24 protein-coding genes are annotated in these 25,865 nt (G+C 71.4%); 10 read left to right on the top strand and 14 right to left on the bottom strand.

Features of this window, described 5'->3' with window-relative positions; genetic code table 11:
• Window positions 1–13: 13 nt before the first annotated feature.
• Window positions 14–487 (top strand): hypothetical protein, encoded by a 474-nt coding sequence (locus IEZ11_RS13490; protein WP_189262929.1) that lies wholly within the window; start codon window positions 14–16, stop codon window positions 485–487.
• Between the two features lie 72 nt (window positions 488–559).
• Here the strand turns inward: IEZ11_RS13490 and IEZ11_RS13485 are convergent, their stop codons facing one another.
• A complete protein-coding gene (locus tag IEZ11_RS13485) occupies window positions 560–1,480 on the bottom strand; it encodes an intradiol ring-cleavage dioxygenase (protein WP_189262928.1) in 921 nt (306 codons plus the stop codon).
• A gap of 133 nt (window positions 1,481–1,613) precedes the next feature.
• On the bottom strand, window positions 1,614–3,377 hold the full coding sequence (gene aspS / locus IEZ11_RS13480) for an aspartate--tRNA ligase (protein WP_189262927.1): 1,764 nt from the start codon (window positions 3,375–3,377) through the stop codon (window positions 1,614–1,616).
• Between the two features lie 170 nt (window positions 3,378–3,547).
• Between aspS and IEZ11_RS13475 the strand changes: the two genes are divergently transcribed.
• Entirely contained in the window at window positions 3,548–5,656 is a 2,109-nt protein-coding gene (locus IEZ11_RS13475) for a SpoIIE family protein phosphatase (RefSeq protein ID WP_189262926.1), read from the top strand.
• On the opposite strand, the gene IEZ11_RS13470 is transcribed toward IEZ11_RS13475, so the two are convergent.
• From IEZ11_RS13470 to IEZ11_RS13440, 7 genes are all read right to left on the bottom strand, one after another.
• Entirely contained in the window at window positions 5,653–6,684 is a 1,032-nt protein-coding gene (locus IEZ11_RS13470) for an AI-2E family transporter (protein ID WP_189262925.1), read from the bottom strand. The genes IEZ11_RS13475 and IEZ11_RS13470 overlap by 4 nt on opposite strands.
• Before the next feature lie 177 nt (window positions 6,685–6,861).
• A complete protein-coding gene (locus IEZ11_RS13465; protein ID WP_189262924.1) occupies window positions 6,862–7,635 on the bottom strand; it encodes a pirin family protein in 774 nt (257 codons plus the stop codon).
• 122 nt (window positions 7,636–7,757) lie between these two features.
• Window positions 7,758–8,522: a tryptophan 2,3-dioxygenase family protein gene (locus IEZ11_RS13460; protein WP_189262923.1), complete on the bottom strand. Its 765-nt coding sequence runs from the start codon at window positions 8,520–8,522 to the stop codon at window positions 7,758–7,760.
• The gene (locus IEZ11_RS13455; protein WP_189262922.1) at window positions 8,519–9,487 is read right to left on the bottom strand and encodes a diiron oxygenase; all 969 of its coding nucleotides are present in this window, start codon (window positions 9,485–9,487) and stop codon (window positions 8,519–8,521) included. The genes IEZ11_RS13460 and IEZ11_RS13455 overlap by 4 nt, the downstream gene beginning before the upstream one ends.
• Complete coding sequence (locus tag IEZ11_RS13450; protein WP_189262921.1) at window positions 9,429–10,736, bottom strand: aminotransferase class I/II-fold pyridoxal phosphate-dependent enzyme; 1,308 nt, start codon at window positions 10,734–10,736, stop codon at window positions 9,429–9,431. The genes IEZ11_RS13455 and IEZ11_RS13450 overlap by 59 nt, the downstream gene beginning before the upstream one ends.
• A complete protein-coding gene (locus tag IEZ11_RS13445; protein ID WP_189262920.1) occupies window positions 10,733–11,545 on the bottom strand; it encodes an SDR family NAD(P)-dependent oxidoreductase in 813 nt (270 codons plus the stop codon). Before IEZ11_RS13445 ends, IEZ11_RS13450 begins: the two co-directional genes overlap by 4 nt.
• 130 nt (window positions 11,546–11,675) lie before the next feature.
• Window positions 11,676–12,158: an SseB family protein gene (locus tag IEZ11_RS13440; RefSeq protein WP_189262919.1), complete on the bottom strand. Its 483-nt coding sequence runs from the start codon at window positions 12,156–12,158 to the stop codon at window positions 11,676–11,678.
• Window positions 12,159–12,334: 176 nt separating this feature from the next.
• On the opposite strand from IEZ11_RS13440, the gene IEZ11_RS13435 reads away from it, so the two are divergent.
• The 5 genes from IEZ11_RS13435 to IEZ11_RS13415 all read left to right on the top strand — a co-directional run bounded on the left by IEZ11_RS13435 (window position 12,335) and on the right by IEZ11_RS13415 (window position 17,377).
• Window positions 12,335–14,176, top strand: coding sequence for an acyl-CoA dehydrogenase (locus IEZ11_RS13435; protein ID WP_189262918.1), 1,842 nt, complete (start codon window positions 12,335–12,337; stop codon window positions 14,174–14,176).
• A gap of 82 nt (window positions 14,177–14,258) precedes the next feature.
• Complete coding sequence (locus IEZ11_RS13430; RefSeq protein ID WP_189262917.1) at window positions 14,259–15,560, top strand: M18 family aminopeptidase; 1,302 nt, start codon at window positions 14,259–14,261, stop codon at window positions 15,558–15,560.
• A gap of 88 nt (window positions 15,561–15,648) precedes the next feature.
• On the top strand, window positions 15,649–15,897 hold the full coding sequence (locus IEZ11_RS13425) for a DUF6458 family protein (RefSeq protein ID WP_189262916.1): 249 nt from the start codon (window positions 15,649–15,651) through the stop codon (window positions 15,895–15,897).
• A 184-nt stretch (window positions 15,898–16,081) separates the two neighbouring features.
• A complete protein-coding gene (locus IEZ11_RS13420) occupies window positions 16,082–17,188 on the top strand; it encodes a glycosyltransferase family 2 protein (protein ID WP_229712993.1) in 1,107 nt (368 codons plus the stop codon).
• Window positions 17,189–17,218: 30 nt separating this feature from the next.
• Entirely contained in the window at window positions 17,219–17,377 is a 159-nt protein-coding gene (locus IEZ11_RS13415; protein WP_189262915.1) for a hypothetical protein, read from the top strand.
• Between the two features lie 27 nt (window positions 17,378–17,404).
• Here the strand turns inward: IEZ11_RS13415 and IEZ11_RS13410 are convergent, their stop codons facing one another.
• Both IEZ11_RS13410 and IEZ11_RS13405 read right to left on the bottom strand, forming a co-directional pair.
• On the bottom strand, window positions 17,405–19,240 hold the full coding sequence (locus IEZ11_RS13410) for a thioredoxin-like domain-containing protein (protein WP_189262914.1): 1,836 nt from the start codon (window positions 19,238–19,240) through the stop codon (window positions 17,405–17,407).
• A gap of 73 nt (window positions 19,241–19,313) precedes the next feature.
• Complete coding sequence (locus IEZ11_RS13405) at window positions 19,314–20,174, bottom strand: calcium-binding protein (protein WP_189262913.1); 861 nt, start codon at window positions 20,172–20,174, stop codon at window positions 19,314–19,316.
• A 227-nt stretch (window positions 20,175–20,401) separates the two neighbouring features.
• On the opposite strand from IEZ11_RS13405, the gene IEZ11_RS13400 reads away from it, so the two are divergent.
• Window positions 20,402–20,899 carry an LURP-one-related/scramblase family protein gene (locus IEZ11_RS13400; protein WP_189262912.1) on the top strand — a complete coding sequence of 166 codons (498 nt, stop codon included), beginning with the start codon at window positions 20,402–20,404 and terminating at the stop codon, window positions 20,897–20,899.
• A gap of 40 nt (window positions 20,900–20,939) precedes the next feature.
• Here the strand turns inward: IEZ11_RS13400 and IEZ11_RS13395 are convergent, their stop codons facing one another.
• Window positions 20,940–21,737 (bottom strand): carbon-nitrogen family hydrolase, encoded by a 798-nt coding sequence (locus IEZ11_RS13395; RefSeq protein WP_189262911.1) that lies wholly within the window; start codon window positions 21,735–21,737, stop codon window positions 20,940–20,942.
• Between the two features lie 182 nt (window positions 21,738–21,919).
• Between IEZ11_RS13395 and IEZ11_RS13390 the strand changes: the two genes are divergently transcribed.
• Together IEZ11_RS13390 and IEZ11_RS13385 are read left to right on the top strand one after the other, a co-directional pair.
• On the top strand, window positions 21,920–22,744 hold the full coding sequence (locus IEZ11_RS13390) for a maleylpyruvate isomerase family mycothiol-dependent enzyme (protein ID WP_189262910.1): 825 nt from the start codon (window positions 21,920–21,922) through the stop codon (window positions 22,742–22,744).
• A gap of 72 nt (window positions 22,745–22,816) precedes the next feature.
• Window positions 22,817–23,557 carry an SAM-dependent methyltransferase gene (locus IEZ11_RS13385; protein ID WP_189262909.1) on the top strand — a complete coding sequence of 247 codons (741 nt, stop codon included), beginning with the start codon at window positions 22,817–22,819 and terminating at the stop codon, window positions 23,555–23,557.
• Window positions 23,558–23,902: 345 nt separating this feature from the next.
• Here IEZ11_RS13385 and IEZ11_RS13380 read toward each other — a convergent pair whose 3' ends face one another.
• Both IEZ11_RS13380 and IEZ11_RS13375 read right to left on the bottom strand, forming a co-directional pair.
• Window positions 23,903–25,204, bottom strand: coding sequence for an MFS transporter (locus IEZ11_RS13380; RefSeq protein ID WP_189262908.1), 1,302 nt, complete (start codon window positions 25,202–25,204; stop codon window positions 23,903–23,905).
• Window positions 25,201–25,851: a GntR family transcriptional regulator gene (locus IEZ11_RS13375; RefSeq protein ID WP_189262907.1), complete on the bottom strand. Its 651-nt coding sequence runs from the start codon at window positions 25,849–25,851 to the stop codon at window positions 25,201–25,203. The genes IEZ11_RS13380 and IEZ11_RS13375 overlap by 4 nt, the downstream gene beginning before the upstream one ends.
• Window positions 25,852–25,865 lie beyond the last annotated feature (14 nt).

The raw sequence follows: 25,865 nt of genomic DNA, 5'->3' as shown, positions 1-25,865 counted from the left end.
GTATGGTTTCGCCATGGCACCTGAGCTCATCCCGATCGCCTACGAGCCCCACGGCCGTACCGAGGCCATCGGTCACTACACCGGCGGACAGTTCCTGGCGTCGGTCACCTACGCGTTCCCCGAGGGGTTCCGGCTCGACGAGGGCTGGGAGGAGCAGAAGCGGCTCTACGCGGTGCTGCATCTCTTCGACGCCGAGGGACACTACCGCGACTCGCAGATCTGGTGCGCGGGCAGCTGGGCCGAGCAGCAACTCGATCCGGACGGCGCCGAGTCGGTGCTGGCGCGAGCCCGCGCGCACCTGGCGGGCATGCTGCGCAGCCTGCCGCGGCGGACCTACACGGACATCGCGATACGCCCGTTCCAGCTCACCGTCGACGGCGTGTTCTTCGGGCTGGTGGCGAAGGACGACGAGGACGGGGGGTGGGCCGAGCTCTACCCGGACCACCTCGGCTTCGGCGAGCCCTGGGACGGCCGGTACGACACCTGACAGCCGGCTGTGCCAAGGGCGCCCGGGGCCTTCCCTGCCGAGCCCCGGGCGGCCTTGTCATGGTTGGCGGTGTCAGCCGTTGTTGGTCTCGTCCGGCTCGACGCCCAGCGTCAGACGGCCGCGGACGCCGCGGGCGATGTGGTGGCGGTCGTACTTCAGGTAGAGCAGGCCGCCCGCGTGCCCGTTGTCCGGGTAGATGGTGTCCTCGTCGAGCGTGGTGCGGGTGGTGGTGTTGCTCGCGTACGGCTCCACCTCGGCCGACAGCAGGACCGACTTCTCGTCGAAGAACAGCTGGCCCGTGTGGCAGGTGTGGCCGCCCTCGTACCCGGCGTCCGTCCACTCGCCGTCCACGTGCACCTTGACGTGGATGTGGACGCACCGGCCCTGGTACCAGCCGGGGAAGACGGTCCTGAAGGTGACGTGCCCGTGCCGGTCCGTGTGCCAGGTGCCGCGCAGGTAGCGGGTGTCGTCGGTCGGCTCCTGGTGGCCGCCGCCACCGCCGGGCGGAGGGCCGGTGGGGGTGCCGGTCGGCGCGTCGGTGGGTGGTTCGCCGGTCGGCGGGGTGCCACCGCCGCCGCTGCCCATCTCCTCGTACCCCGAGTAGATGCCCGACGCGTTGCAGTGCCAGATGTCCACGGCCGCGTTCCGGAGCGGCTTGCAGGTCTCCGCGTCGATCACCTTGAGGGTGAGCAGCAGGGGGATGCCCTCCTGGTCCTCGGTGACGTCCTGGCGGAGCTTGTCGGCGTCGATGTAGTACGGGCCCTCGACCAGTTCGGAGGTGAGCGTGTAGCAGGCGCCCTCCGAGGCCGACGCCGAGGCCGCCGCGGTGTCCTCGTTGCTGACGGTGGTGCCGTCGGTCGCGGCGAAGGCGCTGCCGACGCCCACCGCGGTCACGGCCACGCTGCTCGCCGCCAGGACCGTGCGGCGGGCCAACTTCCTTCTCTCTTCGGGCGATTGAGCGTCTTCGGAGGTGGGGGTGTGGGTGTCTGTCATGGTCAGGGACCGTAGACAAGGCGATACCGGTGGGAACATCGGAGCGAGCTGTGAATGCGCGGTGCACAAGCGAAAGGCTCGAAACCGACGCCGGTTTCGAGCCTTTCCTTCGACTGTGCTGCTTCTGTATGCCTTACTTCGGCTGCGGCTTGCGGATGGAGATGTTCAGCTCGCGCAGGCGGGTCTCCTCCAGCTCGGTCGGGGCGCCCATCATCAGGTCCTGGGCGTTGCCGTTGAGCGGGAAGGCGATGGTCTCGCGGATGTTGGGCTCGTCGGCGAGCAGCATCACGATGCGGTCCACGCCGGGGGCGATACCGCCGTGCGGCGGGGCGCCGAAGCGGAACGCGCGGAGCATGCCGGCGAACTCGCGCTCGACGGTCTCCGCGTCGTAGCCCGCGATGCCGAACGCCTTGAGCATGATGTCGGGCTCGTGGTTCCGGATGGCGCCGGAGGACAGCTCGACGCCGTTGCAGACGATGTCGTACTGCCAGGCGAGGATGTCCAGCGGGTCCTGGGTCTCCAGGGCCTCCATGCCGCCCTGGGGCATGGAGAACGGGTTGTGCGAGAAGTCGATCTTCCCGGTGTCCTCGTCCTTCTCGAACATCGGGAAGTCGACGATCCAGCAGAACCGGAAGACGTTCTCCTCGAAGTGCCCGGCGCGCTTGGCGGCCTCGACCCGGACCGCGCCCATGATCTTGGAGACCTCGTCGAACTCACCGGCGCCGAAGAACACGGCGTGCCCGGCGGCCAGCTGGAGCCGCTTGGTGAGCTCGGCGACGTTCTCCTCGGTGAGGAACTTGGCGATCGGGCCGGAGAGCGAACCGTCCTCGGCGACGCGGACCCAGGCCAGGCCCTTGGCGCCCTGCGAGACGGCGAAGTCGCCGAGCTGGTCGAAGAACTTGCGGGGCTGCGCGGAGACGTCCGGCACCGGGAGCGCGCGCACGTGCTTGCCGGCGAAGGCCTTGAACTCCGAGCCCTCGAAGATGTCGGTGATGTCGACGAGCTCCAGCTGGGCGCGGAGGTCCGGCTTGTCGGAGCCGTACTTCAGCATCGCCTCGCGGAACGGGATCCGCGGGAAGGGGGACGTCACATGACGGCCGCCCCCGAACTCCTCGAAGAGCTCGGTCATCAGCTGCTCGATGGGCCGGAAGACGTCCTCCTGCTCGACGAAGCTCATCTCGACGTCGAGCTGGTAGAACTCGCCGGGCGAGCGGTCGGCGCGGGCGTCCTCGTCGCGGAAGCAGGGCGCGATCTGGAAGTAGCGGTCGAAGCCGGAGATCATCAGCAGCTGCTTGAACTGCTGCGGAGCCTGCGGCAGCGCGTAGAACTTGCCCGGGTTCAGGCGGGACGGCACCACGAAGTCACGGGCGCCCTCGGGGGAGGTCGCGGTGAGGATCGGGGTGGCCATCTCGTTGAAGCCGAGGGCGACCATCTTGTGGCGGATGGCCGAGACCACGGCGGTACGCAGCAGGATGTTGCGGTGCATGCGCTCGCGGCGCAGGTCCAGGAAGCGGTACTCCAGGCGCCGCTCCTCGTTGACCCCGTCCTCGGTGTTGATCGTGAACGGCAGCGGGGCGGCCGCGCCGAGCAGCTCGACCTCGCTCACCTCGACCTCGACCTCGCCGGTGGGCAGGTCGGCGTTGATGTTCTCGGTTCCACGTGAAACAACGCGGCCGTCGACACGGACCGTGGACTCCTTGGAGAGCTTGTCCAGGGCCTCGTACGCCGCGGTGCCGGGGCGGGCGACGAGCTGCGTGATGCCGTAGTGGTCGCGCAGATCGATGAAGAGGATGCCGCCCAGGTCGCGCCGATTGTGCAGCCAGCCGCTCAGCCGGACGTCGGTGCCGACGTCAGAGGCGCGGAGCTGGCCGCAGGTGTGGGACCTGTACCGATGCATCGTCGGGTGTTCCTCTTCTTCGTGGTCTGCCGAGGTGCTCTCCTCGACCGGCACCGGGTCATGGTGCCCGGACCCATCAAGGGTACCGGGCACCCAAAGATCGGCTCCCCACCATTAATGCGGCCCTGAAACAGTGGCACTCTGCGATCTCATCTTCTTAAAGTGGGGCAATGCGAACTGGCGAGCCCCTGCCCGCCGTGGAGGACGTGCTCGTCGCCCTCGCGACCGGGCTGTGGCACTGGGACACCGCCACCGGGCTGGTCACCGCGGACGCGGAGGCGGCCCGGCTGCTCGGGCTGCCGCCCGAGGCGTCCGTCCTTTCGGAGGCCCTGGTCCGGTCCCGTTTCCACCCCGTGGACTGGAACGAGAACACCAGCATCACCCGGCTGGCCGCGGTCGAGGGCACCCTCGCGGAGGTGCGGCTGCGGGTCATGGACGAACGGGGCCGGCTGATCCGTACCGTACGCAGCCGCTTCCGGCCGGTGTACGACTCCGAGGAGCGCGTGTACCGGGTGACCGGCACCCTCCAGGAGGTCACCGAGCCGTCCCCCGGCACCGCCGCCCAGCACCCGGTCACCGGTGACTGGCGGCGCTCCCGGGAGGCGTTCCTGCTGGACGCGGGCCGGGCGCTGGCCGAGGCGCGGTCCACCGAGGAGGTGCTGCGGGTCGCCGGGGGGCTGTCGATGCCCGGGTTCTCCCCGGACGGACTGGCCGTCTTCGGGGTCAAGGGCGACCGGCTGATGATGATCGGCCACCACGGCCAGCAGATCGACGAGGACAGCCCCTTCACCAGCATGCCGCTGGACACCGACTACCCGGCGGCCGAGGTGGTGCGGACCGGCCGGGCCGTCTACCTCTCCTCCGCCGAGCAGTACCAGTCCCGCTACCCGGTGACCTGGCCGCTCGCCGAGCGCTTCGGGCGGCGGTCCTGGGCCTTCCTGCCGCTGACGGTGGCCGGACGGACCATGGGCGCCTGGATGGCGGGCTTCGCCTACCCGGTGTCGTTCACCCCCGACGAACGGTCCGTGCTCACCACGGTGGCCCGGATGCTGGCGCAGGCCCTGTCCCGGGCCGGGATCGCCGACTCGGAGCGGGAGCTGACGGACGGGCTCCAGCGCTCCATGCTGCCGGCGCTGGGCCCCGAGATACCCGGCATGGACGTGGCCGCCCGGTACATACCGACCGGCGGCGGGCTCCAGGTGGGCGGCGACTGGTACGACATCATCCCGCTGCCCTCCGGGCGGCACGCCCTGGTCATCGGCGACGTCCAGGGCCATGACGTACGGGCCGCGGGCCTGATGGGCCAGCTGCGGATCGCGCTGCGCGCGTACGCCTCCGAGGGCCACCGCCCGGACGCGGTGCTCACCCGGGCCTCCCGCTTCCTGCACGGGATCACCTATGACGCGGCCGAGACCGACCTGCGCTTCGCGACCTGCCTGTACGTCGAGGCGGATCCGGCGACCGGGGTACTGGAGATCGCCCGTGCGGGCCATCTCGACCCGACGATCCGGATGACCGACGGCACGGTGCTGCGGCGGCCGACGGCGGGCGGGCTGCCGCTCGGCATCGACCCGGACGCCGACTATCCGACGACGCGGTTCGCCCTGGAACCCGGCGAGACCATGATGATCTGCACCGACGGTCTGATCGAGACCGGCGGCCACGACATCGAGAGCGGCTGGCAGCGGATCCGCGCGATCATGGAGGAGCACGACGGCGACCTGGAGAAACTGGCCGACGGCCTGGTCCAGGCCGTGCACGGCCCCTCCTCCCACCACACCACCGGGCCGCTGGCCGACCGCCGCGAGGACGACATAGCGGTCCTGCTGCTGTCCCGGCCGGGCACCGGCCGCGGCGAGGAGCCCCTGGCCGTACGACCGTGGATCCGCCGCACGCTGCTGTCGGTGGCCCAGGCCGAGCCCGAGCGGGTCGCCGAGGCCCGCCAGCACGTGCGCGAGCTGCTGCACGACTGGGGTTCGCCCGACCAGGTCGACTCGGCGGTGCTGCTGGTCTCCGAGATGCTCACGAACGTCCTCGTCCACACCGACGCGGACGCGCTGCTGCTCGCCGAGGTCTCCGGCCAGGCCCCGGAACGCTGTCTGCGGGTCGAGGTCACGGACGGCGGCGACGACCTCCCGCACAAGCGCCGCCCCGGTGAACTGGCCTCCTCCGGGCGTGGCCTGGTCCTGATCGAGATCCTGGCGGACGCCTGGGGCGTCGACCCGCGCGGGCAGGGCAAGAGCATCTGGTTCGAGCTGTACGAGGCTGACAAGCCCTAGTCGGTGGCGTACCGGGCGCGCAGCTCGTGGACGACGCCGAAGGCGGCGGCGGTGAGCGGTACGGCCAGCAGCATGCCCAGGATGCCGGCGACGGAGGCTCCGGCGGTGATCGCCAGCATCACCACCGCCGGGTGCATCTGCATGGTGCGGCTCTGGATCATGGGCTGCAGCACATGCCCCTCCAGCACCTGTACGGCGAGGACGACGCCCAGTGTCCACAGCGCGATGACGAAGCCGCGGTCGGCGAGCGCGACCAGGACGGCGACGGCGCCGGAGAGGAAGGCGCCGAGGTAGGGGATGTAGGCGCCGACGAGGACGAGGGCGCCCAGTCCGACGGCTCCCGGTACCCGCAGGATCAGCAGGCCGACGGTGATGCAGACGGCGTCGATGAACGCGATGAGGGTGGTGCCGCGCATGAACCCCTCGATGCCCTCGAAGGCGCGGCGGGCCATGGCCTCGACCATGTCGGCGCTGGAGCCGGGCGCGACGGCCCGCAGGGCGTCGACGACCAGGTGGGAGTCGCGCAGGAAGAAGAAGACGAGCAGCAGCGCGAGCACGGCCATGGCGATGCCCTCGCCGACGACGCTCACGCCGCTGATGACGTTGGAGGCGGCGGTCCCGCCGAACTTGGCGAGCAGGTCCTTGGCGTTGCCGGCCAGGTCGTCGAGGGAGGTCCCGGCGGCCCCGAAGTGCCGGGCCAGCGACTTCGCCGCGTCCCTGAGCGAGGAGACGATCTCGTCGCCGGTGTCCACGAGCGCGGCGACGACGATGTAGACGGCGCCGCCGACGACGCCGACGACGGCGACGCAGGTGAGTCCGGCGGCGACGGACCGGTGTACGCCGACCTGTACAAGGCGCCGGTACAGCGGCCCGAGCAGGGCGGTGCCGAGCAGGGCGAGCAGCACCGGGGTCACCGCGGTGCGGAACTCCGAACAGAGCCGGACACCGACGTACCCCACCCCCGCGGCCAGCAGCAGCACCGCACACCACGCGGCGAAACGGCGCACGGTCTCGGGCAGCAGCTGCACGCGTCCAGCGGACCACGCGAGGCCGACGCATGCCCTGCCGTACACCCCCTGCCGGGTGAACCGGCACCCCGCGCGCCGTACCACGGGGCTCCGCCCCCTGGCCCCCCCGAAACCCCTGCCCACCCACCGCCCGAATCGGTCGGTGAGCAGGCGAGGTCGAGGGCCAGAGGCCGTCGGTCACTCCTGCGGGCCGGCTTCCGTCATGCCGTGGACGGCCGGGATCGTGCCCAGGCGGCCCTTCTGGAAGTCCTCGAAGGCCTGCTGGAGTTCGGCCTGGGTGTTCATGACGAACGGGCCGTAGTGGGCCATCGGCTCACGGATCGGCTGTCCGCCGAGCAGCACGACCTCCAGGTCCGGCGTGTGCGAGTCCTGCTTCTCGTCCGCGCGGACGGTGAGGGAGGAGCCGCTGCCGAAGACCGCCGTCTGGCCGAGGTGGATCGGGCGGCGCTCGGTGCCGACGGAGCCCTTGCCCGCCAGGACGTACGCCAGGCCGTTGAAGTCCTCGCGCCAGGGCAGCGTGACCTCGGCGCCCGGAGCGAGCGTCGCGTGGATCATCGTGATCGGGGTGTGGGTGATGCCGGGGCCGGCGTGGCCGTCCAGCTCGCCCGCGATGACGCGCAGCAGCGCACCGCCGTCGGGGGAGGCCAGCAGCTGCACCTGCCCGCCGCGGATGTCCTGGTACCTCGGAGCCATCATCTTGTCCTTGGCCGGGAGGTTCACCCACAGCTGGAGGCCGTGGAAGAGACCGCCGGACACGACCAGGGACTCCGGCGGGGCCTCGATGTGGAGGAGGCCGGAGCCCGCCGTCATCCACTGGGTGTCGCCGTTGGTGATGGTGCCGCCGCCGCCCTGGCTGTCCTGGTGGTCGAAGATGCCGTCGATGGACACGGCGTCGGCCGACGCGGCCACCCGGGGCAGGGTCAACGGGTTCTCGACGGTCACTGCAGGCATGTTGGCTCCTCCTTGTGCGCCCACTTTAGTTGAGCGTTGAACTTTCTGCCACCCCTAACGGAGAAAGCCCGGAGGACATTCCCTCCGGGCATCGCCCCGCTCACAGCAGGCGCATCAGGGGATCACAGCACGGCGCCCCGAGCCTCCCACAGCTCCGGAAAGAACCGTTCGGCGCTCCGCACCCGCAGATAGGCGGCACCCGAGCTGCCCGCCGTGCCCCGGCCGCCGCCGATCTGCCGCTCCACGACGAGGACGTGCCGGTCCCGCCAGAGCGCCCACCCCTCGTCGTGGCCGAGCAGCGCGTGCGCCAGTTCGCCGTAGGGCCCCTCCCCTCGAAGGGCGGCGGCCCGACCGGCCCGCGGGATGCCCGTCAGCACCGCGAGGAACCCGTCCCACAGCGTCGGCTCCAGCAGCCTCCGGTCCAGCCGGGCCCGCTCGGCGTCGGTCAGCCAGCCCATCGCACGGGTCCGGCCCCGGCCGGCCGAGACCGCCTCGACCTCGTGGAACTGCGCGGACTGGGCACCGCTGGCCGACCCCAGCGCGCCGCGGAACGCCTGGAAGTCGTGCGGCGCCATGGTGTCCAGCAGCTCCAGCGCCGAGAGCAGGGCCCGCTCGATCTCACGGCAGCGGCGCAGCCGCCGTACCGCCGTCGCGCTGTCACCGGCCAGCATCCGGTCCCGGGCGTCCGTCAGCTCGACCAGCAGCTGCTTGAACCACAGTTCGTGCACCTGGTGGACGGTGATGAACAGCTGCTCGTCGTAGGCCGCGGTCCGCGGCACCTGCTGGCCGAGCAGCTGCGGCAGCCGCAGGTAGGCGCCGTAGGTGAGGGCCGCGGTCGGGGTGGTGGCCTGATGCGCGGTGCCTCGCCCCGCACCGTCCGCCCTCATGCCGTCTCCTCGCTGCCGTCGCCGAGGCCGTGGGCGGCGAAGTGCTCGCGTGCGCCCGGCAGTTCGAAGACGCCGACGGCCGCGCAGAGTCGGAGGGTCGAGCGGGCGGTGGCGTTCAGGCGGTGCGGGTCGGGGCCGGCCGCGCAGCACTCGCCGGCGACCCGGCGGGCGGTGTCCGGGTCCAGGCCCGCCAGCCGTAGCGAGGCACGGACGGGGGCGAGATCCCAGGTCAGAGCGGTGCGGATCAGCTCGGGCAGGGCATGGGCGGCCCTGCTCCGGTCGGCGGCGGACAGCTGGGTCCACAGCTCCCGGAAGAGCGCCGAGAAGAAACGGTGGTGCCGGCCCTCGTCCCGGGCATGGTCGCGCAGCAGGTCGCGCACCACACGGACGACGGACGGGTCGCCCGGCACCTCGTTCAGGACGGCCGTGATCAGCGTCTCGAAGACCACCGCCTGCAGAAGGCCGGCGAGGACGGGCGCGCCGGGAAGCGCGCGGTGCGCCGCCGCCCGCAGACGGTCGACGAACCCGCCGTAGTCCTCGTCCGGTACCGCGATACCGGTCACGGCGGCGATCTGCTCGGCCAGGTCGAGGCTGTACAGGGCGTGGTAGCCCTCGTCGCAGTAGACCTTGAAGGCGTCCGGGCGCAGGGCGGCGGGCAGGTCGAGCCCGGTCCTGCCGTTCGCCACCGCCTCGGCGGCGGTGTTGACGACCCGGGTCTCCAGATGGGTCGTCGACAGCAGGAACTGGTAGAGGTGGCGCACGGTCAGCTCGCGCACCCGCTCGGGCTCCAGCTGCCGCACCGCCTCGTGACCGGCGCAGGGCACGAGCGCGGCCGGGAAGAAGACCCTGCCGCGTTCGGTCTCCTCGTGGAACATCCGGCGCACCCCGGTGCGTACGCCCGCCTGCTCATACCAGCGGTCGAGCGGGCCCGGCGGGTGCGGCCGGGCGGTGTCGTGCGTCGACATGGGGTGCTCCCTTCGGGGTGAGCAGCCGGCCGAGCCGGGTCAGGGCCTCCTCCACGAGGGCCGCGTCGAGCGAGTGGCAGACGCGGAACCAGCCGGGGCGGGGCGCGTGGAAGGCCTCGCCGGGCAGGATGCTGACGTGGGTGCGGTCGAGGATCTCCCGCCACAGCGCGCGTTCACCGGCGAAGCCGGGACGGGGCAGCCAGGCCGCGAGGTCCGCCCAGACCGAGCAGCCCGCCCGTGCGGGGACGTAGGGGATGCCGAAGGCGTCGAGCAGGGCGGCGGCGCGGGCGTGGGAGGCGCCGAGGCGGCGGCGGTTCTCGGCCAGGAAGGCGCGTACCCGGGCGGGGTCGGCGAGCAGGCCGGTCAGGTGGGTCTGGGTGTGGGTGGAGACGGGCGCGAAGTAGGCGAGCGCGCGGGCGGCGGCCCGGATCCGGGGGTCCGTGGTGTGCAGGACGCCCGCCTTGAACCCGGGCAGCCCGAAGTCCTTGGCGAAGCCCCACACGGTGTGGACGCGGGCGGGTTCGGCGGCGACGGTCCGCAGACTGGTGAAGGGCCGCGGACCGAACACCGAGCCCGCGTAGATCTCGTCCGCCACGACGTCCACGCCGTGCCGGGCCGCCACCTCGGCCAGCTCCCGCAGTTCCGCGGCCGAGTGGACCTGCCCGGTCGGGTTGCCCGGGGACGCCAGCGCCACGGCCCGTACCGCCACCCCGTCGCGCCGCGCCTCGGCCAGCGTCCGGTCCACGGACCGTACGCAGAGGGCGTGGCCGTCCTCCGGGTCCGGCGGGGCGGGCAGCAGCCGGGCGCCGGAGCGGCCCCCGAGGTCCGTGTCGAAGGCGCCGTAGCAGGGGGTGGGCACCACGATCGCCTCGCCCGGGTCGCACAGCGCCGTGGCCGCCACGTCGAGCGCCGCGGTCGCCCCGGCCACCACGACCAGGTCCTCGGGGTCGACCGGCCCGCCGGCCAGGCCGGCGAGGTGCCGTGCGAGGTGGCCGCGCAGCTCCGGGGTGCCGTACAGGGGCGCGTAACGGGTGTCGCGCGCCGTCAGGGGGCGGGGCGGCGGCCCGGTGTGCAGATCCTGGACGAGCCGGTTCTCCGCGGTGCCGAGGTTGAGCCAGCCGTCGGGACGCAGCCGCGGGTGGTACGGCAGCGCCTCCGCCCGGAAGTGCGCCTCGGCGATGGCCGGCGAACCGGCGACCAGCCGGGCCGCCTGACGGGAGATCCGCGGGGTGCGGGGCGCCGGGGTCACCGGTCGGCTCCGGCGGTCTCCGCCAGGCCGCCCAGCAGTCCGGGGCGTACCCCGAGGCCCATCGACGCGTCGATCACCGCGCCGTGCAGCAGCCCCGCGCCGGGGCCGGCCAGCCACCACACCAGTTCCGCGATCTCCTCCGGCTGGATCAGCCGGCCGCGCGGCAGCGCGGACTCCAGGTCGGAGCGGCGGGCGGGGGTGAGACCGGCCAGGGTGCTCGCCTCGAACATGGGGGTCTCGACGGCGCCGGGGCAGACGGCGACCACGTCGACGCGGTCGTGGACCAGTTCGGCGGCCATGTGCCGGGTGAGATAGGCGAGCGCGGCCTTGCTCATGCCGTCCGCGATCCGGAAGCCGGGGAACTGCGCGACGCCCCCGCCGACACTGGCCACGTTGACGATCGTGCCGCCGCCGCGCGCCCGCATGCCCGGCACCAGCTGCTCGCTGAGCCAGAGCGGTCCGACGGCGTTGATCTGGAGGAACGCCGCGTCCTGGGTGTGGCCGGCGCCGGGGACGTAGTGCTCGACGGTCTTGGAGCCGACCGCGGCGTTGTTGACGAGGACGTCGACCGGTCCGGGCAGTTCCGCGACCAGCCGCTCGTGGTCGGGCCACTCGCCCTGGCGGAACTCGAAGGCCCGCGCCGGGTGGCGGCAGGTGTCCGCGAGCTCCGCGACCAGGCCGGCCGCGCGGTCCCGCCCCGAGTGGTAGGTGAACCAGACATGGTCCCCGGCACGGGCGAACCGCTGCACGCAGGCCCGCCCGATCCCCGCCGAGCCGCCCGTGATCAGGACGTTCCGTGTCGCCGCCATGCCGGGCCCCCGTCGGTGTGCCGCGTCCGCTGTCTGACGGACCTGCACACTTCCAGCCGTACGGGACACGCGTCCCGGGGAGACGGGGCGGGACGGGCATGTCGTCGGATCGTGCCCCGCACTGTGGCGTCTAGCCGTACATCCGGCGCATCGCGAACTCGACCATCTGCTCGACCGCCTTCGCGTCGAAGACCATCCGGTGCTCGCCCTCCATGTCCAGGACGAAGCCGTAGCCGGTCGGGAGCAGGTCGATCACCTCCGAGCCCGTGATGACGAAGTACTTGGACTCCTTGCCCGCGTACCGGCGCAGCTCCTTCAGCGAGGTGAACATCGGGATCACCGGCTGCTGTGTGTTGTGCAGCGCCAGGAACCCGGGGTTGTCGCCGCGCGGGCAGTACACCTTGGACGTGGCGAAGACCTGCTGGAAGTCCTCGGCGGTCACCTGACCGGTGGTGAAGGCACGCACCGCGTCGGCGAGCGAGGGCGGGGACGGCTCGGGGTAGAGCGGCGCCTGCTGGCCGTATCCGCCGAGTCCGCCGGCCATCTGCTGCTGCGGCGAGGCGTACTGCTGCTGAGCGGCGCTCCCGTCCATGGGCTGGCCGTATCCATACATGCGCGCAAGCCTACCGAGACACGCGGCGTCCGCGAGAAGGTAGACCCTTCTCACACTTCGCCCAGGGGGGGTTGCGTCTTATTACCGACGGGTAGCATCATCGGAACCACTCGTTGGTATGTGAAAGCTTGCGCGAGGATCCAGTGCCTCGCCGATCCGGATACGGAGTCGTCACCATGGGGCACTACAAGTCCAACCTCCGCGACATCGAATTCAACCTGTTCGAAGTGCTCGGGCGCGACAAGCTCTACGGCACCGGCCCGTTCGCCGAGATGGACACCGACACCGCGAAGAGCGTCCTGGCCGAGCTGACCCGCCTCGCCGAGAACGAGCTGGCGGAGTCCTTCGCCGACGCCGACCGCAACCCGCCGGTCTTCGACCCGGAGACCAACACCGCCCCGGTCCCGGCGTCCTTCAAGAAGAGCTACAAGGCCTTCATGGACTCCGAGTACTGGCGTCTCGGCCTGCCCGAGGAGATCGGCGGCACCACCGCCCCGCCGTCGCTGATCTGGGCGTACGCGGAGCTGGTGCTCGGCGCCAACCCGGCCGTGTGGATGTACTCCTCCGGCCCGGCGTTCGCCCGCATCCTCTTCGAGGAGGGCACCGAGGAGCAGAAGAAGTGGGCGCAGCTCGCGGTGGACCGGACCTGGGGTTCGACCATGGTGCTCACCGAGCCCGACGCGGGTTCGGACGTCGGCGCCGGCCGTACCAGGGCGGTCCGGCAGGAGGACGGTTCCTGGCACATCGAGGGCGTGAAGCGCTTCATCACCTCCGGTGAGCACGACATGGAGGAGAACATCCTCCACTACGTGCTGGCGCGGCCGGAGGGTGCCGGCCCCGGCACCAAGGGCCTCTCCCTCTTCCTCGTGCCCAAGTACCTGTTCGACGGGGAGTCCGGCGAGCTGGGCCAGCGCAACGGCGTCTACGCCACCAACGTCGAGCACAAGATGGGCCTGAAGGCCTCCAACACCTGCGAGATGACCTTCGGCGACCGTCACCCGGCCAAGGGCTGGCTGATCGGCGACAAGCACGAGGGCATCCGCCAGATGTTCCGGATCATCGAGTTCGCCCGGATGATGGTCGGCACGAAGGCCATCTCGACGCTCTCGACCGGCTACCTGAACGCCCTGGAGTACGCCAAGGAGCGCGTCCAGGGTCCGGACCTCGCGAACTTCCTGGACAAGACCGCGCCCAAGGTCACCATCACCCACCACCCGGACGTCCGCCGCTCGCTGATCACGCAGAAGGCGTACGCCGAGGGCATGCGCGCCCTGGTCCTCTACACCGCCTCCGTCCAGGACGCGATCGCCGTCAAGGAGGCGAACGGCGAGGACCCGAAGGCCGAGCACGCGCTGAACGACCTGCTCCTGCCGATCGTCAAGGGCTACGGCTCCGAGAAGGGCTACGAGCAGCTCGCCCAGTCGCTGCAGACCTTCGGCGGCTCGGGCTTCCTCCAGGAGTACCCGATCGAGCAGTACATCCGGGACGCCAAGATCGACACCCTGTACGAGGGCACCACGGCGATCCAGGGCCAGGACTTCTTCTTCCGGAAGATCGTCCGCAACCAGGGCGCGGCGCTGAACTCCCTCGCCGAGGACATCAAGAAGTTCCTGGCGCTGGGCACCGGCGGCGAGGACCTGGCGGGCGCCCGCGAGCACCTCGCGAAGGCGGCCGTCGAGCTGGAGGCGATCGTCGGCCTGATGCTGACCGACCTCGCGGCCACCGAGCAGGACGTCAAGAACATCTACAAGGTGGGCCTCAACACCTCCCGCCTGCTGCTCGCCTCCGGTGACGTGATCGTCGGCTACCTGCTGCTCAAGGGCGCCGCGATCGCCGCCGAGAAGCTGGAGACGGCGTCCGGCAAGGCTGCGTCTTCCAAGGACGTGCCCTTCTACACCGGCAAGATCGCGGCTGCGAAGTTCTTCGCGGCCAACGTGCTGCCGGGCGTCACCCTGGCCCGCAGGATCGCGGCCGACGTCGACCTCGACCTGATGGAGCTGGACGAGGCCGCTTTCTGACCGTTCCGGCCCTTCCGGTCGCCCACGGTGGCCCGCTCCCTCTTCGGGGGGCGGGCCACCGTACGTCGTTAAGGTGAACAACATGAGCGAACCCGTCCGCTTCGATCGCGGCCACACCGACGACCTGACGTCCTTCCTCGCGGCGAGCCCCACGCCGTACCACGCCGTGGCGAACGCCGGCGAGCGGCTGGAGAAGGCCGGTTTCCGGCAGGTCGCCGAGACGGACACCTGGGACGGCACGTCCGGTGGCAAGTACGTGCTGCGCGGCGGCGCGATCATCGCCTGGTACGTCCCGGAGGGCGCCGCGCCCCACACGCCGTTCCGGATCGTCGGCGCCCACACCGACTCCCCGAACCTGCGGGTCAAGCCCCGCCCGGACAGCGGGGCGCACGGCTTCCGCCAGGTCGCCGTGGAGATCTACGGCGGACCGCTCATGAACTCCTGGCTCGACCGGGACCTGGGCCTGGCCGGCCGGCTCAGCCTGCGTGACGGCTCCACCCGGCTCGTCGACGTGAACCGGCCGCTGCTGCGGGTCCCCCAGCTCGCCATCCACCTGGACCGTTCGGTCAGCAGCGAGGGCCTCAAGCTCGACAAGCAGCGCCACCTCCAGCCGGTCTGGGGCCTGGGCGACGATGTCCGCGACGGCGACCTGATCGCCTTCCTGGAGCAGGAGTCGGGCCTGCCGGCCGGCTCGGTGACCGGCTGGGACCTGATGACCTACGCCGTCGAGGCGCCCGCCTACCTGGGCCGCGACCAGGAGCTGCTGGCCGGCCCCCGGATGGACAACCTGCTGTCCGTGCACGCCGGTACGGCGGCCCTGGCGGCCGTCGCGACGAACACCGGTCCGGAGCTGCCCGGCATCCCCGTCCTCGCCGCCTTCGACCACGAGGAGACCGGCTCGCAGTCCGACACCGGCGCGGACGGACCCCTGCTCGGCAGCGTGCTGGAGCGCTCGGTGCTGGCGCGCGGCGGGTCGTACGAGGACCGGGCGAGAGCCTTCGCGGGCACCGTCTGTCTCTCCTCCGACACCGGTCACGCCGTGCACCCCAACTACGCGGAGCGGCACGACCCGACGCACCACCCCCGCCTCAACGGCGGCCCGATCCTCAAGGTCAACGTCAACAACCGCTACGCGACCGACGGTTCGGGCCGCGCGGTCTTCGCCGCCGCCTGCGAGCGGGCCGGGGTTCCCTTCCAGACCTTCGTCTCGAACAACTCCATGCCCTGCGGCACCACGATCGGCCCGATCACCGCGGCCCGGCACGGCATCCGGACCGTCGACATCGGCGCGGCCATCCTCTCCATGCACAGCGCCCGCGAACTGTGCGGCGCCGACGACCCGTTCCTGCTGGCCAACGCACTGGTGGGGTTCCTGGAGGGATAGCGGCAGGGGGAGTCGACATGGCCCGCCCGCCCCTGGGTACCCGGTCCGGACCGGTAACACCACCGGACCTGAAGGGGAGGCAACGCTCATGGGGCTCGGCGGGTGCATCATCCTCATCGCCGTGGGGGCCATCCTCACGTTCGCGACCGACTGGCACATGCAGGGCGTCAACCTCGACGTCGTCGGCCTGATCCTGATGGCCGTCGGCATCATCGGAGTCGCCACGTTCAGCAGCATCGCCCGGCGCCGCCGGGTCGTCATGCCGCCGACGGCCGTGGTCGAGGAGGAACGGCACCGTCACGGCCGTGACGGATACGGCGACGGGTACGGCATGTAACGGACAGAGCGGCCAGAGGGGCCAGAGCGGTACCCACAGGGTCATCACAGGCAACCGTGAGCAATCCGTTACAGCGTTCAACTACCGGAGTTGTACGGATTTCGTGAAGACTGTGGATCGCCAGCAGGTCCGGAATATCGACTTCCGGATCCATCGCGGTCTTCACGACAGGGGGTACCGAGCCGTGCGCCGTCACGCCACGCGCCGTGCCCACGCCGCCCGCGAGGAGCCGGGCGACAGACCCAGACTGGCCGTGCTGATCCCTGCCCACAACGAGCAGGAACGTATCGCCGACGCGATCGACGGCCTCTGGGAACAGACCCGGCGCCCCGACCTGATCGTCGTCGTCACCGACAACTGCACCGACGACACGGCCGGCGTCGCCGTCGCCCACGGTGCCCAGGTCTTCCCCACCCAGGACAACACCCACAAGAAGGCCGGTGCCCTCAACCAGGCCATCGCCTGGGTGCTGCCGCATCTGGACGACCGGGACCTGCTGCTCGTCCAGGACGCCGACACCGTCCTCAACCCCTGGTTCGTGGAGACCGCGCTCGCCACCTTCAACCGCAAGGTCGGCGCGGTCGGCGGGGTCTTCTACGGCGAGGACGGCGGCGGCCTGCTCGGCCTGCTCCAGCGCATGGAGTTCCACCGCTACGCCTGGGAGCTGGAGCGCACCGGCGGCCGGGCCCAGGTCCTCACCGGCACCGGCACCATGTTCCGCGCCCGTGTGCTGCGCGAGGTGCGTGCCGCCCGCCGCGCCGGCGAACTCGGCGGCGGCACCGGCTACTACAGCCTCGCCTCGCTCACCGAGGACGACGAGATGACCAAGGCGGTCAAGACCCTCGGCTACCGGGCCATGTCCCCGGCGGGCTGCGCGGTCACCACCGAGGTCATGCCCACCCTGCCCAAGCTGTGGCACCAACGGCTGCGGTGGCAGCGCGGCGCGCTGGAGAACCTCCGCGACTACGGCTGGACCCGGGTCACCGCCCGCTACTTCCTCCAGCAGTTCCTGATGGGCTTCGGCGCGCTCTCCTTCCTGATCTACCTGACCTTCATGACCACGTACACCTCGCTGTACGGCTGGCCGGGCCTGTCGCCGTTCTGGACGGCGATCGGCCTGATCTTCGTCGTCGAGAAGACCGTCTCGGTACGGCGGGCCGGGCCCAAGGCCGTCCTGGTCGCCGCGGTGATGATCCCGGAGATGCTCTACGACCTCTTCCAGCACGCCGTCTACTTCACCTCGCTGTGGGGGCTGGTGCGCCGCAGCGAGGAGAAGTGGGTGGCGACGTGAGTTTCCCTCAACCCTCATAGGAGAAGAACGATGTACGGCAGAGTGATCGGCGTGGGCACGACCGGCGCGGGCGGGGCGACCCTGGCCGCCACCGGACTCTGGATCAACAGCATGGCGATGGTGGTGGCGGCCACGACGCTGGTGGCGGCCGGGGTGGCGGTGTTCAAGCTGGCTCCGCGACGGCGGTAGCCCCGCGCCCCTCACGGGACGCCGTTGCTAGGCGTCCTGATCCATCCCGGCCAGGACCAGGGGAAGTCGGTTCGCCCCACCCCCCACAAGTCGCACCGGAACTCCCCAGTCCTGCTGGTGCACATGGCAGGCCGGGTACTCGTTGGCCTCGTCGTCGTCGCAGGACGCGGCCATCGCCGAGACGTGCAGGACGCCCTCCTGGACCGCCGGGTTCAGGTCCAGTTCCCTGGACAGGTCGGTGTCGGCGCCGTCGCCCTTGAGCAGCAGCTCCGGCGGGGTCGACGAGACCAGCAGGCGGGTGGACGGGCCGTAGCGGGTGTCCAGCTTCTGGCCGGCCGGGGCCTGGAAGACCACGTCCAGCCGGAGTCTGCCCGGAGCCACCTCGGTCGCCGCGCGCCGGGTGCGGTGGGCGACCGACTCCACCCGGACCGCCTCCTCGGGCAGCCGCAGCCGGGTCAGCCGGTGGCGGGCCGACTCGACCACCACGATGTCGTCGCCGACCAGCACCGCGTCGCTCGGCTCCCGCAGGTCCGTCGCCAGCGTGGTGACCTCGCCGGTCGCCGGGTCGTAGCGGCGCAGCGCGTGGTTGTAGGTGTCGGACACCGCGACCGAGCCGTCGGGCAGGGCCGTCACGCCCAGCGGGTGCTGGAACAGGGCCTGGCCGGCCGCGCCGTCCCGGTGGCCGAAGTCGAAGAGGCCGGTGCCGACGGCCGTGTGGACCTCTCCGTCCGGGTCGACCCAGCGCAGGGCGCTCGTCTCGGAGTCCGCGAGCCAGAGCCGGTCGGCGGTGGCCGCGAGGCCGGACGGCTGCGCGAACCAGGCCTCGGCCGCCGGCCCGTCGACCAGTCCCTCGTTGGTGGTGCCGGCGGCGACGGCGACCCTCGCGGTCTCCGGGTCGTACGTCCACAGCTGGTGCACGCCGGCCATGGCGATCCACACCTTGCCGCCGAAGACGGCCACGTCCCAGGGCGAGGAGAGATCGATCTCGCGGGCCGGACCTGAGGTCGGGGAACCCTGCCACCACTGGCGGCCGGTGCCGGCGAGGGTGCCGACCTCACCGGTGGCGAGGTCGAGGCGGCGCAGGGCGTGGTTGACGGTGTCGGCGACGGCCACCGAGCCGTCGCCGAGGAGCGTGAGGCCCTGCGGTTCGCTGAAGGAGGCGGTGTCCGCCGTGCCGTCGGTGAAGCCGCGCGCGCCCGAGCCGATCCGCCGTACGACCGTCTCCGCGTCCTCGGCCAGCTCCACCAGCTGGTGCCGGGTGGTGTCGCTGACCAGGAAGTGCCCCGAGGGCAGCAGCAGGGCCTTGCCGGGGAAGCGCAGCGCGGTCGGCTCCGGCTCCGGCGGCACGTACGGGCCGTCGCCGCGGCGCAGGGTGCCCTTCGCCTCGTGCTCCGCCTCCAGCTCCTCGACCAGCCGCGCGATGGCGTGCGCGTGGCCCTCGCCGGCGTGCTGGGCGACGACGTACCCCTCGGGGTCGACGACGACCAGCGTCGGCCAGGCCCGGACCGCGTACTGCTTCCAGGTGGCGAGCTCCGGGTCGTCCAGCACCGGGTGTCCGACGCCGTACCGCTCCACGGCGTCGACGACCGCCTGATGCTCCGCCTCGTGCACGAACTTCGGCGAGTGCACCCCGATGATCACCACCGTGTCCCGGTGCCGCTCCTCCAGCTCACGCAGCTCGTCCAGGACGTGCAGGCAGTTGATGCAGCAGAACGTCCAGAAGTCCAGGATGACGATGCGTCCGCGCAGGTCCGCGAGGGTGTACTGCTTGTCACCCGTGTTCAGCCAGCCGCCCTTGCCGATCAGCTCGGGGGCACGGACACGGGCACGGCGCGGGGTGGGGGCCGGGGATGACTCGCTCATGAATCAAGAGTGCCATCCCCGACCGACAAGCCCCGCGGCGCTCCCGCGCCGGTCGTCCAGGGGCGGCCGACCGTCAGTCCTGGTGGATCACATCGGTCCCGGGGCCGCCGGAGAGCGTGTCCCGGCCGGGGCCGCCGTACAGCCTGTCGTTGCCGCTGTTGCCGTAGAGGTGGTCGTTCCCGCTGTTGCCGTACAGGACGTCGTTGCCCTTGCCGCCGTACAGCGAGTCGTTGCCGGTTCCGCCGTAGATGGTGTCGTTGCCGTCGTCGCCGGACAGGTACTGGCCCGCGGCTCCGCCGCGCAGCACGTCGTTGCCCCTGCCGCCCTGGACGATGTTGTCGCCGCCGCTCGCGTTGATCGTGTCGTTGCCGTCGTCGCCCCAGGCCAGACCCTCCTTGCCCACGGTGATGGTGTCGTTGCCCGTGCCGCCGGAGACGTAGGCGCCGTCGAGGCGTCCGTAGTCGGCCGACCGGTCGTTGCCGGGGCCCAGGGAGATCTGGGCGTAGGAGTAGATCTGGTCGGTGGAGTTCCTGTAGGCGATCATGTCGTTGCCGTCGCCGAGGTTCACGACGAGCGCGGCGTACGGGTCCTGGCTGTCGACGAAGGTGACCGTGCAGGAGACCGTCGTGTGGTCCGAAGTGTCGGGGTAGACGCAGTCATGGCCCGCGGTGATGGACACGGCGTCCTCGATCACATAGGTGATGCCCGTGCGGTCCGCGGTGAGCGACGCGGTGATGGTGGCCTTGTTGGTCTGCCCGGCGGCTGCCTGGTACGTGAGCTGCCAGTCGTACCGGTTGACCGAGGCGGTGGCCGGCGCCGTGGCGGCGCCGGCGGTACCGGCCAGGGTGAGCGGCAGGGCCAGGGCCGTGCCGAGGGCCAGCGCCGCCGCCGAGGCGGCTCGGATCACCCGGTGGCGGTCAGGGCGAGAGAGCATGACGAAACCTCCGAAAGGGACGTTCACAGCAGTGCGCCTTGCCCAACGTCCGACTCGTCACCCACCCGAAGGGTTGGGCAACTTGTCCGAAGACATGGGGAGTTCACCTGCGGGACGCCTTTCGGTCCGCCGCATTCCAGTGCCCGGCCGACCGGGGACGCGGTTCGTGCGCGCGGCCACCTGCGCGGTCCAGTGATGATCCCGCCGCGCCGGGGAACGTTAAGCCCATGAGATTCCTGGTACGCGACCGGCTCCTCGGCTTCGGCGAGGACTACTGGATCGAGGACGAGCACGGCGACAAGGTGTTCCTCGTCGACGGCAAGGCCATGCGGGTGCGCGACACGTTCGAGCTGAAGGACCGGCACGGGCGGGTGCTCGTCGACATCCACCAGAAGATGTTCGCCCTGCGCGACACGATGGTGCTCGAACGCGAGGGCGAACCCCTGGCGACCATCAGGCGCAAGCGGCTGTCACTCCTGCGCAACCACTACCGGGTCCGCCTGGTCGACGGCACCGAACTCGACGTCAGCGGCAAGATCCTCGACCGGGAGTTCGCCGTCGAGTACGACGGCGAACTGCTGGCCGTGATCTCCCGGCGCTGGCTGCACGTGCGGGAGACCTACGGCGTCGACGTCCTCCGCGACGACGCGGACCCGGCGCTGCTGATCGCGGTGGCCGTGTGCGTGATCCACCTCGCCGACAAGGAGCGGGAGGAGGACGAGTAGTGGCGAGCGGTGAGGGCGAGAAGCGAGCAGGGGACGAGCGTCAGCGGTGCGGCGGGGGGTCCAGGCCCAGGAGGCGGTCCTTGAGAGCCGGGAACTGTTCGCGGGTCGCGGCGACCTTGGCCGGGTCGAGGTCGACGGTGAGGATCTCCTCGTCGGCGCCCGCCTCGGCCAGCACCTCGCCCCACGGATCGACCACGATCGAGTGACCCGCCTGCGGAACTCCGGCATGCGTCCCGGCCGTTCCACACGCGAGCACGAACGCCTGGTTCTCGACCGCCCGCGCCTGGGCCAGCAGCGTCCAGTGCGCGCGTCGCCGCTCGGGCCAGCCCGCCGAGAGCACCAGCGTCTCGGCGCCGGCGTCGACGAGTCCGCGGAAGAGCTCGGGGAACCGGAGGTCGTAGCAGGTGGCCACGCCGAGCGTGGTCTCGGGCAGCCGGACCGTCACCAGTTCCCGTCCCGCGCCCATCAGTACCGCCTCGCCCTGGTCGAAGCCGAAGCGGTGGATCTTGCGGTAGGCCGCGGCCAGCTCACCGGAGGGGGAGAAGACGAGAGCCGTGTTGTAGAGGGAACCCTCCGGGTCGCGCTCGGGGATCGAGCCGGCGTGCAGCCAGACGCCCGCGTCGCTCGCCGCCTTCGCCATCGCCTCGTACGTCGAGCCTTCGAGCGGCTCGGCCTCCGTCGCGAACCGCTCGTAGGCGAACGCGCCCGTCGTCCACAGTTCGGGCAGTACGACGAGATCGGCATCCGTCTGCTCGCGCACCAGAGCGGTCACGCGTTGCCGACGAGATTCGACCGATTCGTCGTCATTTACATCGATCTGGATGAGCGAGGCGCGCACACTACCACCGTCCTGGCATTCGAGCCGTCCACACGGGCCTACGATCGTCACACGAAAGCACTGCCGGGGTGCCTCACAGCAGCGTAACTTAGCGTCTCAAGACACCCGCCGACAGCAGCCATCGCCCACTGGCAGCGCCGCCATCACCTGCCCGAGTACCGACCGCCGAGGGGTCCCGTTCCGTGAGTCTGCATCCCACCCTCCAGCCCTACGCCGACGCTTGGACCCACTCCATCGAAGCGATATCCGAGCTGGTGACGCCGCTTGTCGAGGGCGAGTGGAACCGGCGGACACCGTGCCCGGGCTGGTCGGTGCGGGACGTGGTCTCCCATGTCATCGGCCTGGACACCGAGATGCTCGGCGACCCGCGCCCCATCCACTCCCTGCCGCGCGACCTCTTCCACATCACCAACGAGCACCAGCGCTACATGGAGATGCAGGTCGACGCCCGCCGCCACCACACGGCGCCCGAGATGACCTCGGAGCTGGAGTACACGGTCATCCGCCGCAACCGCCAGCTGCGCAACGAGTCGCGGGAGCCGGGGCACCTGGTGCGGGGGCCGATGGGCAAGGAGATCACCCTCGAAACGGCCATGCGCAACCGCGCGTTCGACGTGTGGGTGCACGAGCAGGACCTGCGGGCGGCGCTCGGGCGGCCGGGCAACCTCGACTCGCCGGGCTCGCAGGTCGTCCGGGACGTACTGCTCGGCGAACTGCCCCGGGTGGTCGCGGAGGACTCGAACGCGCCGCGCAGTTCGGCCGTCATCTTCGACGTGCACGGTCCGGTCGAGTTCCTGCGCACGATCCGCATCGACATCCAGGGCCGCGGCACCCTGGAGGCGACCCCCGCGCTCGGCCCCGCCGCCATCTTCACCCTCGACTGGGAGACCTACGTCCGCCTGGCCTGCGGCCGCACCACCCCGGACGCGGTCGCGGACCGGGTGAAGGCGGAGGGCGACCAGGAACTGACGGCGGCGATCCTGCGGAACTTCGCGGTCACGCAGTAAAAATCGGGAAAGAAAAGGGTGCGCCGCACATTCGGTGTACCACGGCTGTGGCCGCGGCCTACCTTGCCCATCATGACCACGCCGCCCCGGCTCAGCCGGCTCACCTTCCACGGCCCGCTCTCCGAGGCCCGCGCGGCCGCGATGGTACGGCGGCTGGCGGCCACGCGTCCCGGCAGCGTGCTGGACATCGGCTGCGGCTGGGGTGAGCTGATGCTCCGGCTGCTGGCGGCGGTACCGCAGGCACGTGGCGTCGGGGTGGACGTGAACGCGGTGGACCTGGAACGGGGACGGTGTGCCGCCGGGGCGCGGGGACTGGCCGACCGGGTGGAGTTCGCGGAGGAGTCCGCGGTGGGCACCGGGCGGGGCCCGGCCGACGTGGTGCTGTGTCTCGGCGCGAGCCAGGCGCTGGGCGACGACCTGGTGACGGCCCTGCGGGAGCTGCGGCGGCTGGTGGCCGACGGCGGGCGCGTCCTGCTCGGCGAGGGCTTCTGGCAGCGCACCCCGACGGAGGCGGAGTTGGCCGGGATGTGGCCGGGCGCCTCGGTCACCGACCACCACGACCTGGCCGCTCTGGTCGACCTGACGGTGGCCGCCGGCTTCCGCCCGGAGTGGATCGAGACGGCGAACCCGGACGAGTGGGAGGAGTTCGAGTCGGCATACCAGGCCGACAGGGAGCTGTGGCTGGCCGCCAACCCCGGACACCCCCTGGCCCCGGAGACCCGCGAAAGCCTCGACACCCACCGCGCATCCTGGCTGACCTACCGAGGCACCCTGGGCCTGACCTACCTGACCCTGGCCCCGACGTCCCACTGACGCTCGGCTGCCCCGAGGCCTCGCTGCCAGTCACTGTCTCGACGACCCACTGCCCGGACGGCTCGCCGACGGTTCGCTGCCCCAATGGCTCGCCGACGGTCCGCTGCCCCGCCAACTCGCCGACGGTCCGCTGCCCCGACGACTCGCTGCCAGCCACTGTCTCGACAGCTCGCTCGCGGACCGCTACCCGGGCGGACCGCTGCCCCGGTCGGTCGGCAGGGCGCTGCCCCGGTCGGCCGGCGGGGTGCTTCGTACGCTCGGAAAGCCGCCGACGGGGATCGCCCCCGCAGGTCGCCCGGCTTCTCTGCCGACGGTGAACGGGTGGTGCGTGGGTGGGCGAAGAAGTCACGCGGGCACGTGCACCGTCTCCACCCGGCTCGCCACCAACCGCTCCCGCTCCCGCCGCACCGCCCGCCCCCGCAACCGCAGAATCTGACTGACCCCCAGCGCCTGGAGCACGAACACGCACGAGAAGGCCACCGAGTAGTCGTCGCCGGTGGCATCCAGCAGCACACCCACCACGAACAACGTCGTCATCGAGGCCACGAAACCACCCATGTTGGTGATCCCGGACGCGGTCCCCTGCCGCTCCGGCGGATTGGCGGGACGCGCGAAGTCGAAGCCGATCATCGACGCCGGCCCGCACGCCCCCAGCACCGCGCACAACACCACCAGCAGCCACATCGGCGCATGGTCCGCCGGATACGCCAGCGTCGCCGCCCACACCACGGCCGTCGCCCCGACCGTGCCCAGCGCCAGCGGCAGCCGCGCCGTGTGGTGCCGGGCGACGATCTGGCCGTAGACGAGCCCGATCACCATGTTGGAGAGGACGACCAGGGTCAGCAGTTCCCCGGCCGTGGCACGGGACAGCCCCTGCGCCCGGACCAGGAACGGCAGCCCCCACAGCAGCAGGAACACCATCGCCGGGAACTGGGTGGTGAAGTGCACCCACAGGCCCAGCCGGGTCCCCGGCTCCCGCCAGGACGCGGCGATCTGCTTCCGTACGTACGCCGCCCCCTGGTGCGGGAAGGGCGCCGGCTCGTACCCCTCGGGGTGGTCCTTCAGGAACAGGGACACCAGGACCAGGACGACCGCACCGGCCAGCGCGCTGCCCGCGAACGCCGGGGTCCAGCCGATGCCGTGCAGCAGCCGCGCCAGGACCAGCGTGGAGACGAGGTTGCCCGCCATGCCGACCAGACCGGCGAGTTGGGCGACGAGCGGTCCGCGCCGGGCCGGGAACCAGCGGGTGCCGAGCCGCAGCACGCTGATGAACGTCATCGCGTCACCGCAGCCGAGCAGCGCGCGCGAGGCGAGCGCGGTGCCGTACGACGGGGAGAAGGCGAAACCCACCTGTCCGACGGTGAACAGCACCGCGCCGATGGTCAGCATCTTCTTCGTGCCGAGTCGGTCGACCAGCAGGCCGACAGGTATCTGCATGCCGGCGTAGACCAGCAGCTGGAGGATCGAGAACGTGGACAGCGCCGAGGCGCCCACGTGGAAGCGGTCGGCGGCGTCGAGGCCGGCGACCCCGAGGGACGTACGGAAGATGACGGCGACGAAGTAGACCGAGACGCCGATGCCCCAGACCGCGACGGCCCGGCGGCCGCCCGGCGGATCACCGGGCAACGACGCGCTGCCCCGGCTCATCGGACCTCACCCCGCGCCAGGTGCGCGAACCAGTCGACGTGCCGGTGCACCAGCTCGACCGCGCGGTCGGCGTCCCCGGCGCGCAGCGCGTCCAGGATCTCCTCGTGCTCGGTCAGCGACTTGGCGATGCGGTCGGGGTGCGCGTGCATGATGGCGACGCCCATCCGCAACTGGCGGTCGCGCAGCTGGTCGTAGAGGCGGGCGAGGATCTCGTTGCCGCCGTCGCGGACGATCGCGGCGTGGAAGCAGCGGTCCGTGACGGCGGCCGCGGCCAGGTCACCGGCGGCGGCCTCGGCCTTCTGCCGGTCGAGCAGTTCCTGGAGCCGGGCCACCAGTCCCGCCGAGGCCGGCACTGCCTTGCGCACCGCGTGCTCCTCCACCAGCATCCGGGTCTCCACCACGTCCGCGATCTCCTGCGCGGAGACCGGCAGCACCATGGCGCCCTTCTTCGGGTAGAGCCTGATCAGGCCCTCGACCTCCAGGCGCAGCAGCGCCTCGCGGACGGGGGTGCGGGACACCCCGACGGCCTCGGCCAGTTCGCCCTCGGTGAGAAGCGTGCCGCCTTCGTAGTGGCGGTCCAGGACGCCCTGCTTGACATGGGAGTAGACACGGTCGGCGGCGGGGGGCTGTTTGACGGCCAGGCTCATGCCTACAGCTTAGA

The organism is Streptomyces fuscichromogenes (genome assembly GCF_014645815.1).
GTDB classification, from domain to species: Bacteria; Actinomycetota; Actinomycetes; order Streptomycetales; family Streptomycetaceae; genus Streptomyces; species Streptomyces fuscichromogenes.
The sequence above is the reverse complement of the archived record's forward strand: the minus strand, read 5'-3'. Positions and strand labels throughout refer to the sequence as shown.

Excerpts from the sequence above, each read along its gene's own strand:
- IEZ11_RS13440 (WP_189262919.1), bottom strand. The coding sequence starts at position 12,158 with ATGTATGGATACGGCCAGCCCATGGACGGGAGCGCCGCTCAGCAGCAG.
- IEZ11_RS13405 (WP_189262913.1), bottom strand. The coding sequence starts at position 20,174 with ATGCTCTCTCGCCCTGACCGCCACCGGGTGATCCGAGCCGCCTCGGCG.
- IEZ11_RS13455 (WP_189262922.1), bottom strand. The coding sequence starts at position 9,487 with ATGTCGACGCACGACACCGCCCGGCCGCACCCGCCGGGCCCGCTCGAC.
- IEZ11_RS13380 (WP_189262908.1), bottom strand. The coding sequence starts at position 25,204 with ATGAGCCGGGGCAGCGCGTCGTTGCCCGGTGATCCGCCGGGCGGCCGC.
- IEZ11_RS13485 (WP_189262928.1), bottom strand. The coding sequence starts at position 1,480 with ATGACAGACACCCACACCCCCACCTCCGAAGACGCTCAATCGCCCGAA.
- IEZ11_RS13425 (WP_189262916.1), top strand. The coding sequence starts at position 15,649 with ATGGGGCTCGGCGGGTGCATCATCCTCATCGCCGTGGGGGCCATCCTC.
- aspS (WP_189262927.1), bottom strand. The coding sequence starts at position 3,377 with ATGCATCGGTACAGGTCCCACACCTGCGGCCAGCTCCGCGCCTCTGAC.
- IEZ11_RS13385 (WP_189262909.1), top strand. The coding sequence starts at position 22,817 with ATGACCACGCCGCCCCGGCTCAGCCGGCTCACCTTCCACGGCCCGCTC.
- IEZ11_RS13415 (WP_189262915.1), top strand. The coding sequence starts at position 17,219 with ATGTACGGCAGAGTGATCGGCGTGGGCACGACCGGCGCGGGCGGGGCG.
- IEZ11_RS13430 (WP_189262917.1), top strand. The coding sequence starts at position 14,259 with ATGAGCGAACCCGTCCGCTTCGATCGCGGCCACACCGACGACCTGACG.
- IEZ11_RS13435 (WP_189262918.1), top strand. The coding sequence starts at position 12,335 with ATGGGGCACTACAAGTCCAACCTCCGCGACATCGAATTCAACCTGTTC.
- IEZ11_RS13465 (WP_189262924.1), bottom strand. The coding sequence starts at position 7,635 with ATGCCTGCAGTGACCGTCGAGAACCCGTTGACCCTGCCCCGGGTGGCC.
- IEZ11_RS13445 (WP_189262920.1), bottom strand. The coding sequence starts at position 11,545 with ATGGCGGCGACACGGAACGTCCTGATCACGGGCGGCTCGGCGGGGATC.
- IEZ11_RS13400 (WP_189262912.1), top strand. The coding sequence starts at position 20,402 with ATGAGATTCCTGGTACGCGACCGGCTCCTCGGCTTCGGCGAGGACTAC.
- IEZ11_RS13410 (WP_189262914.1), bottom strand. The coding sequence starts at position 19,240 with ATGAGCGAGTCATCCCCGGCCCCCACCCCGCGCCGTGCCCGTGTCCGT.
- IEZ11_RS13375 (WP_189262907.1), bottom strand. The coding sequence starts at position 25,851 with ATGAGCCTGGCCGTCAAACAGCCCCCCGCCGCCGACCGTGTCTACTCC.
- IEZ11_RS13460 (WP_189262923.1), bottom strand. The coding sequence starts at position 8,522 with ATGAGGGCGGACGGTGCGGGGCGAGGCACCGCGCATCAGGCCACCACC.
- IEZ11_RS13475 (WP_189262926.1), top strand. The coding sequence starts at position 3,548 with ATGCGAACTGGCGAGCCCCTGCCCGCCGTGGAGGACGTGCTCGTCGCC.
- IEZ11_RS13490 (WP_189262929.1), top strand. The coding sequence starts at position 14 with ATGGCACCTGAGCTCATCCCGATCGCCTACGAGCCCCACGGCCGTACC.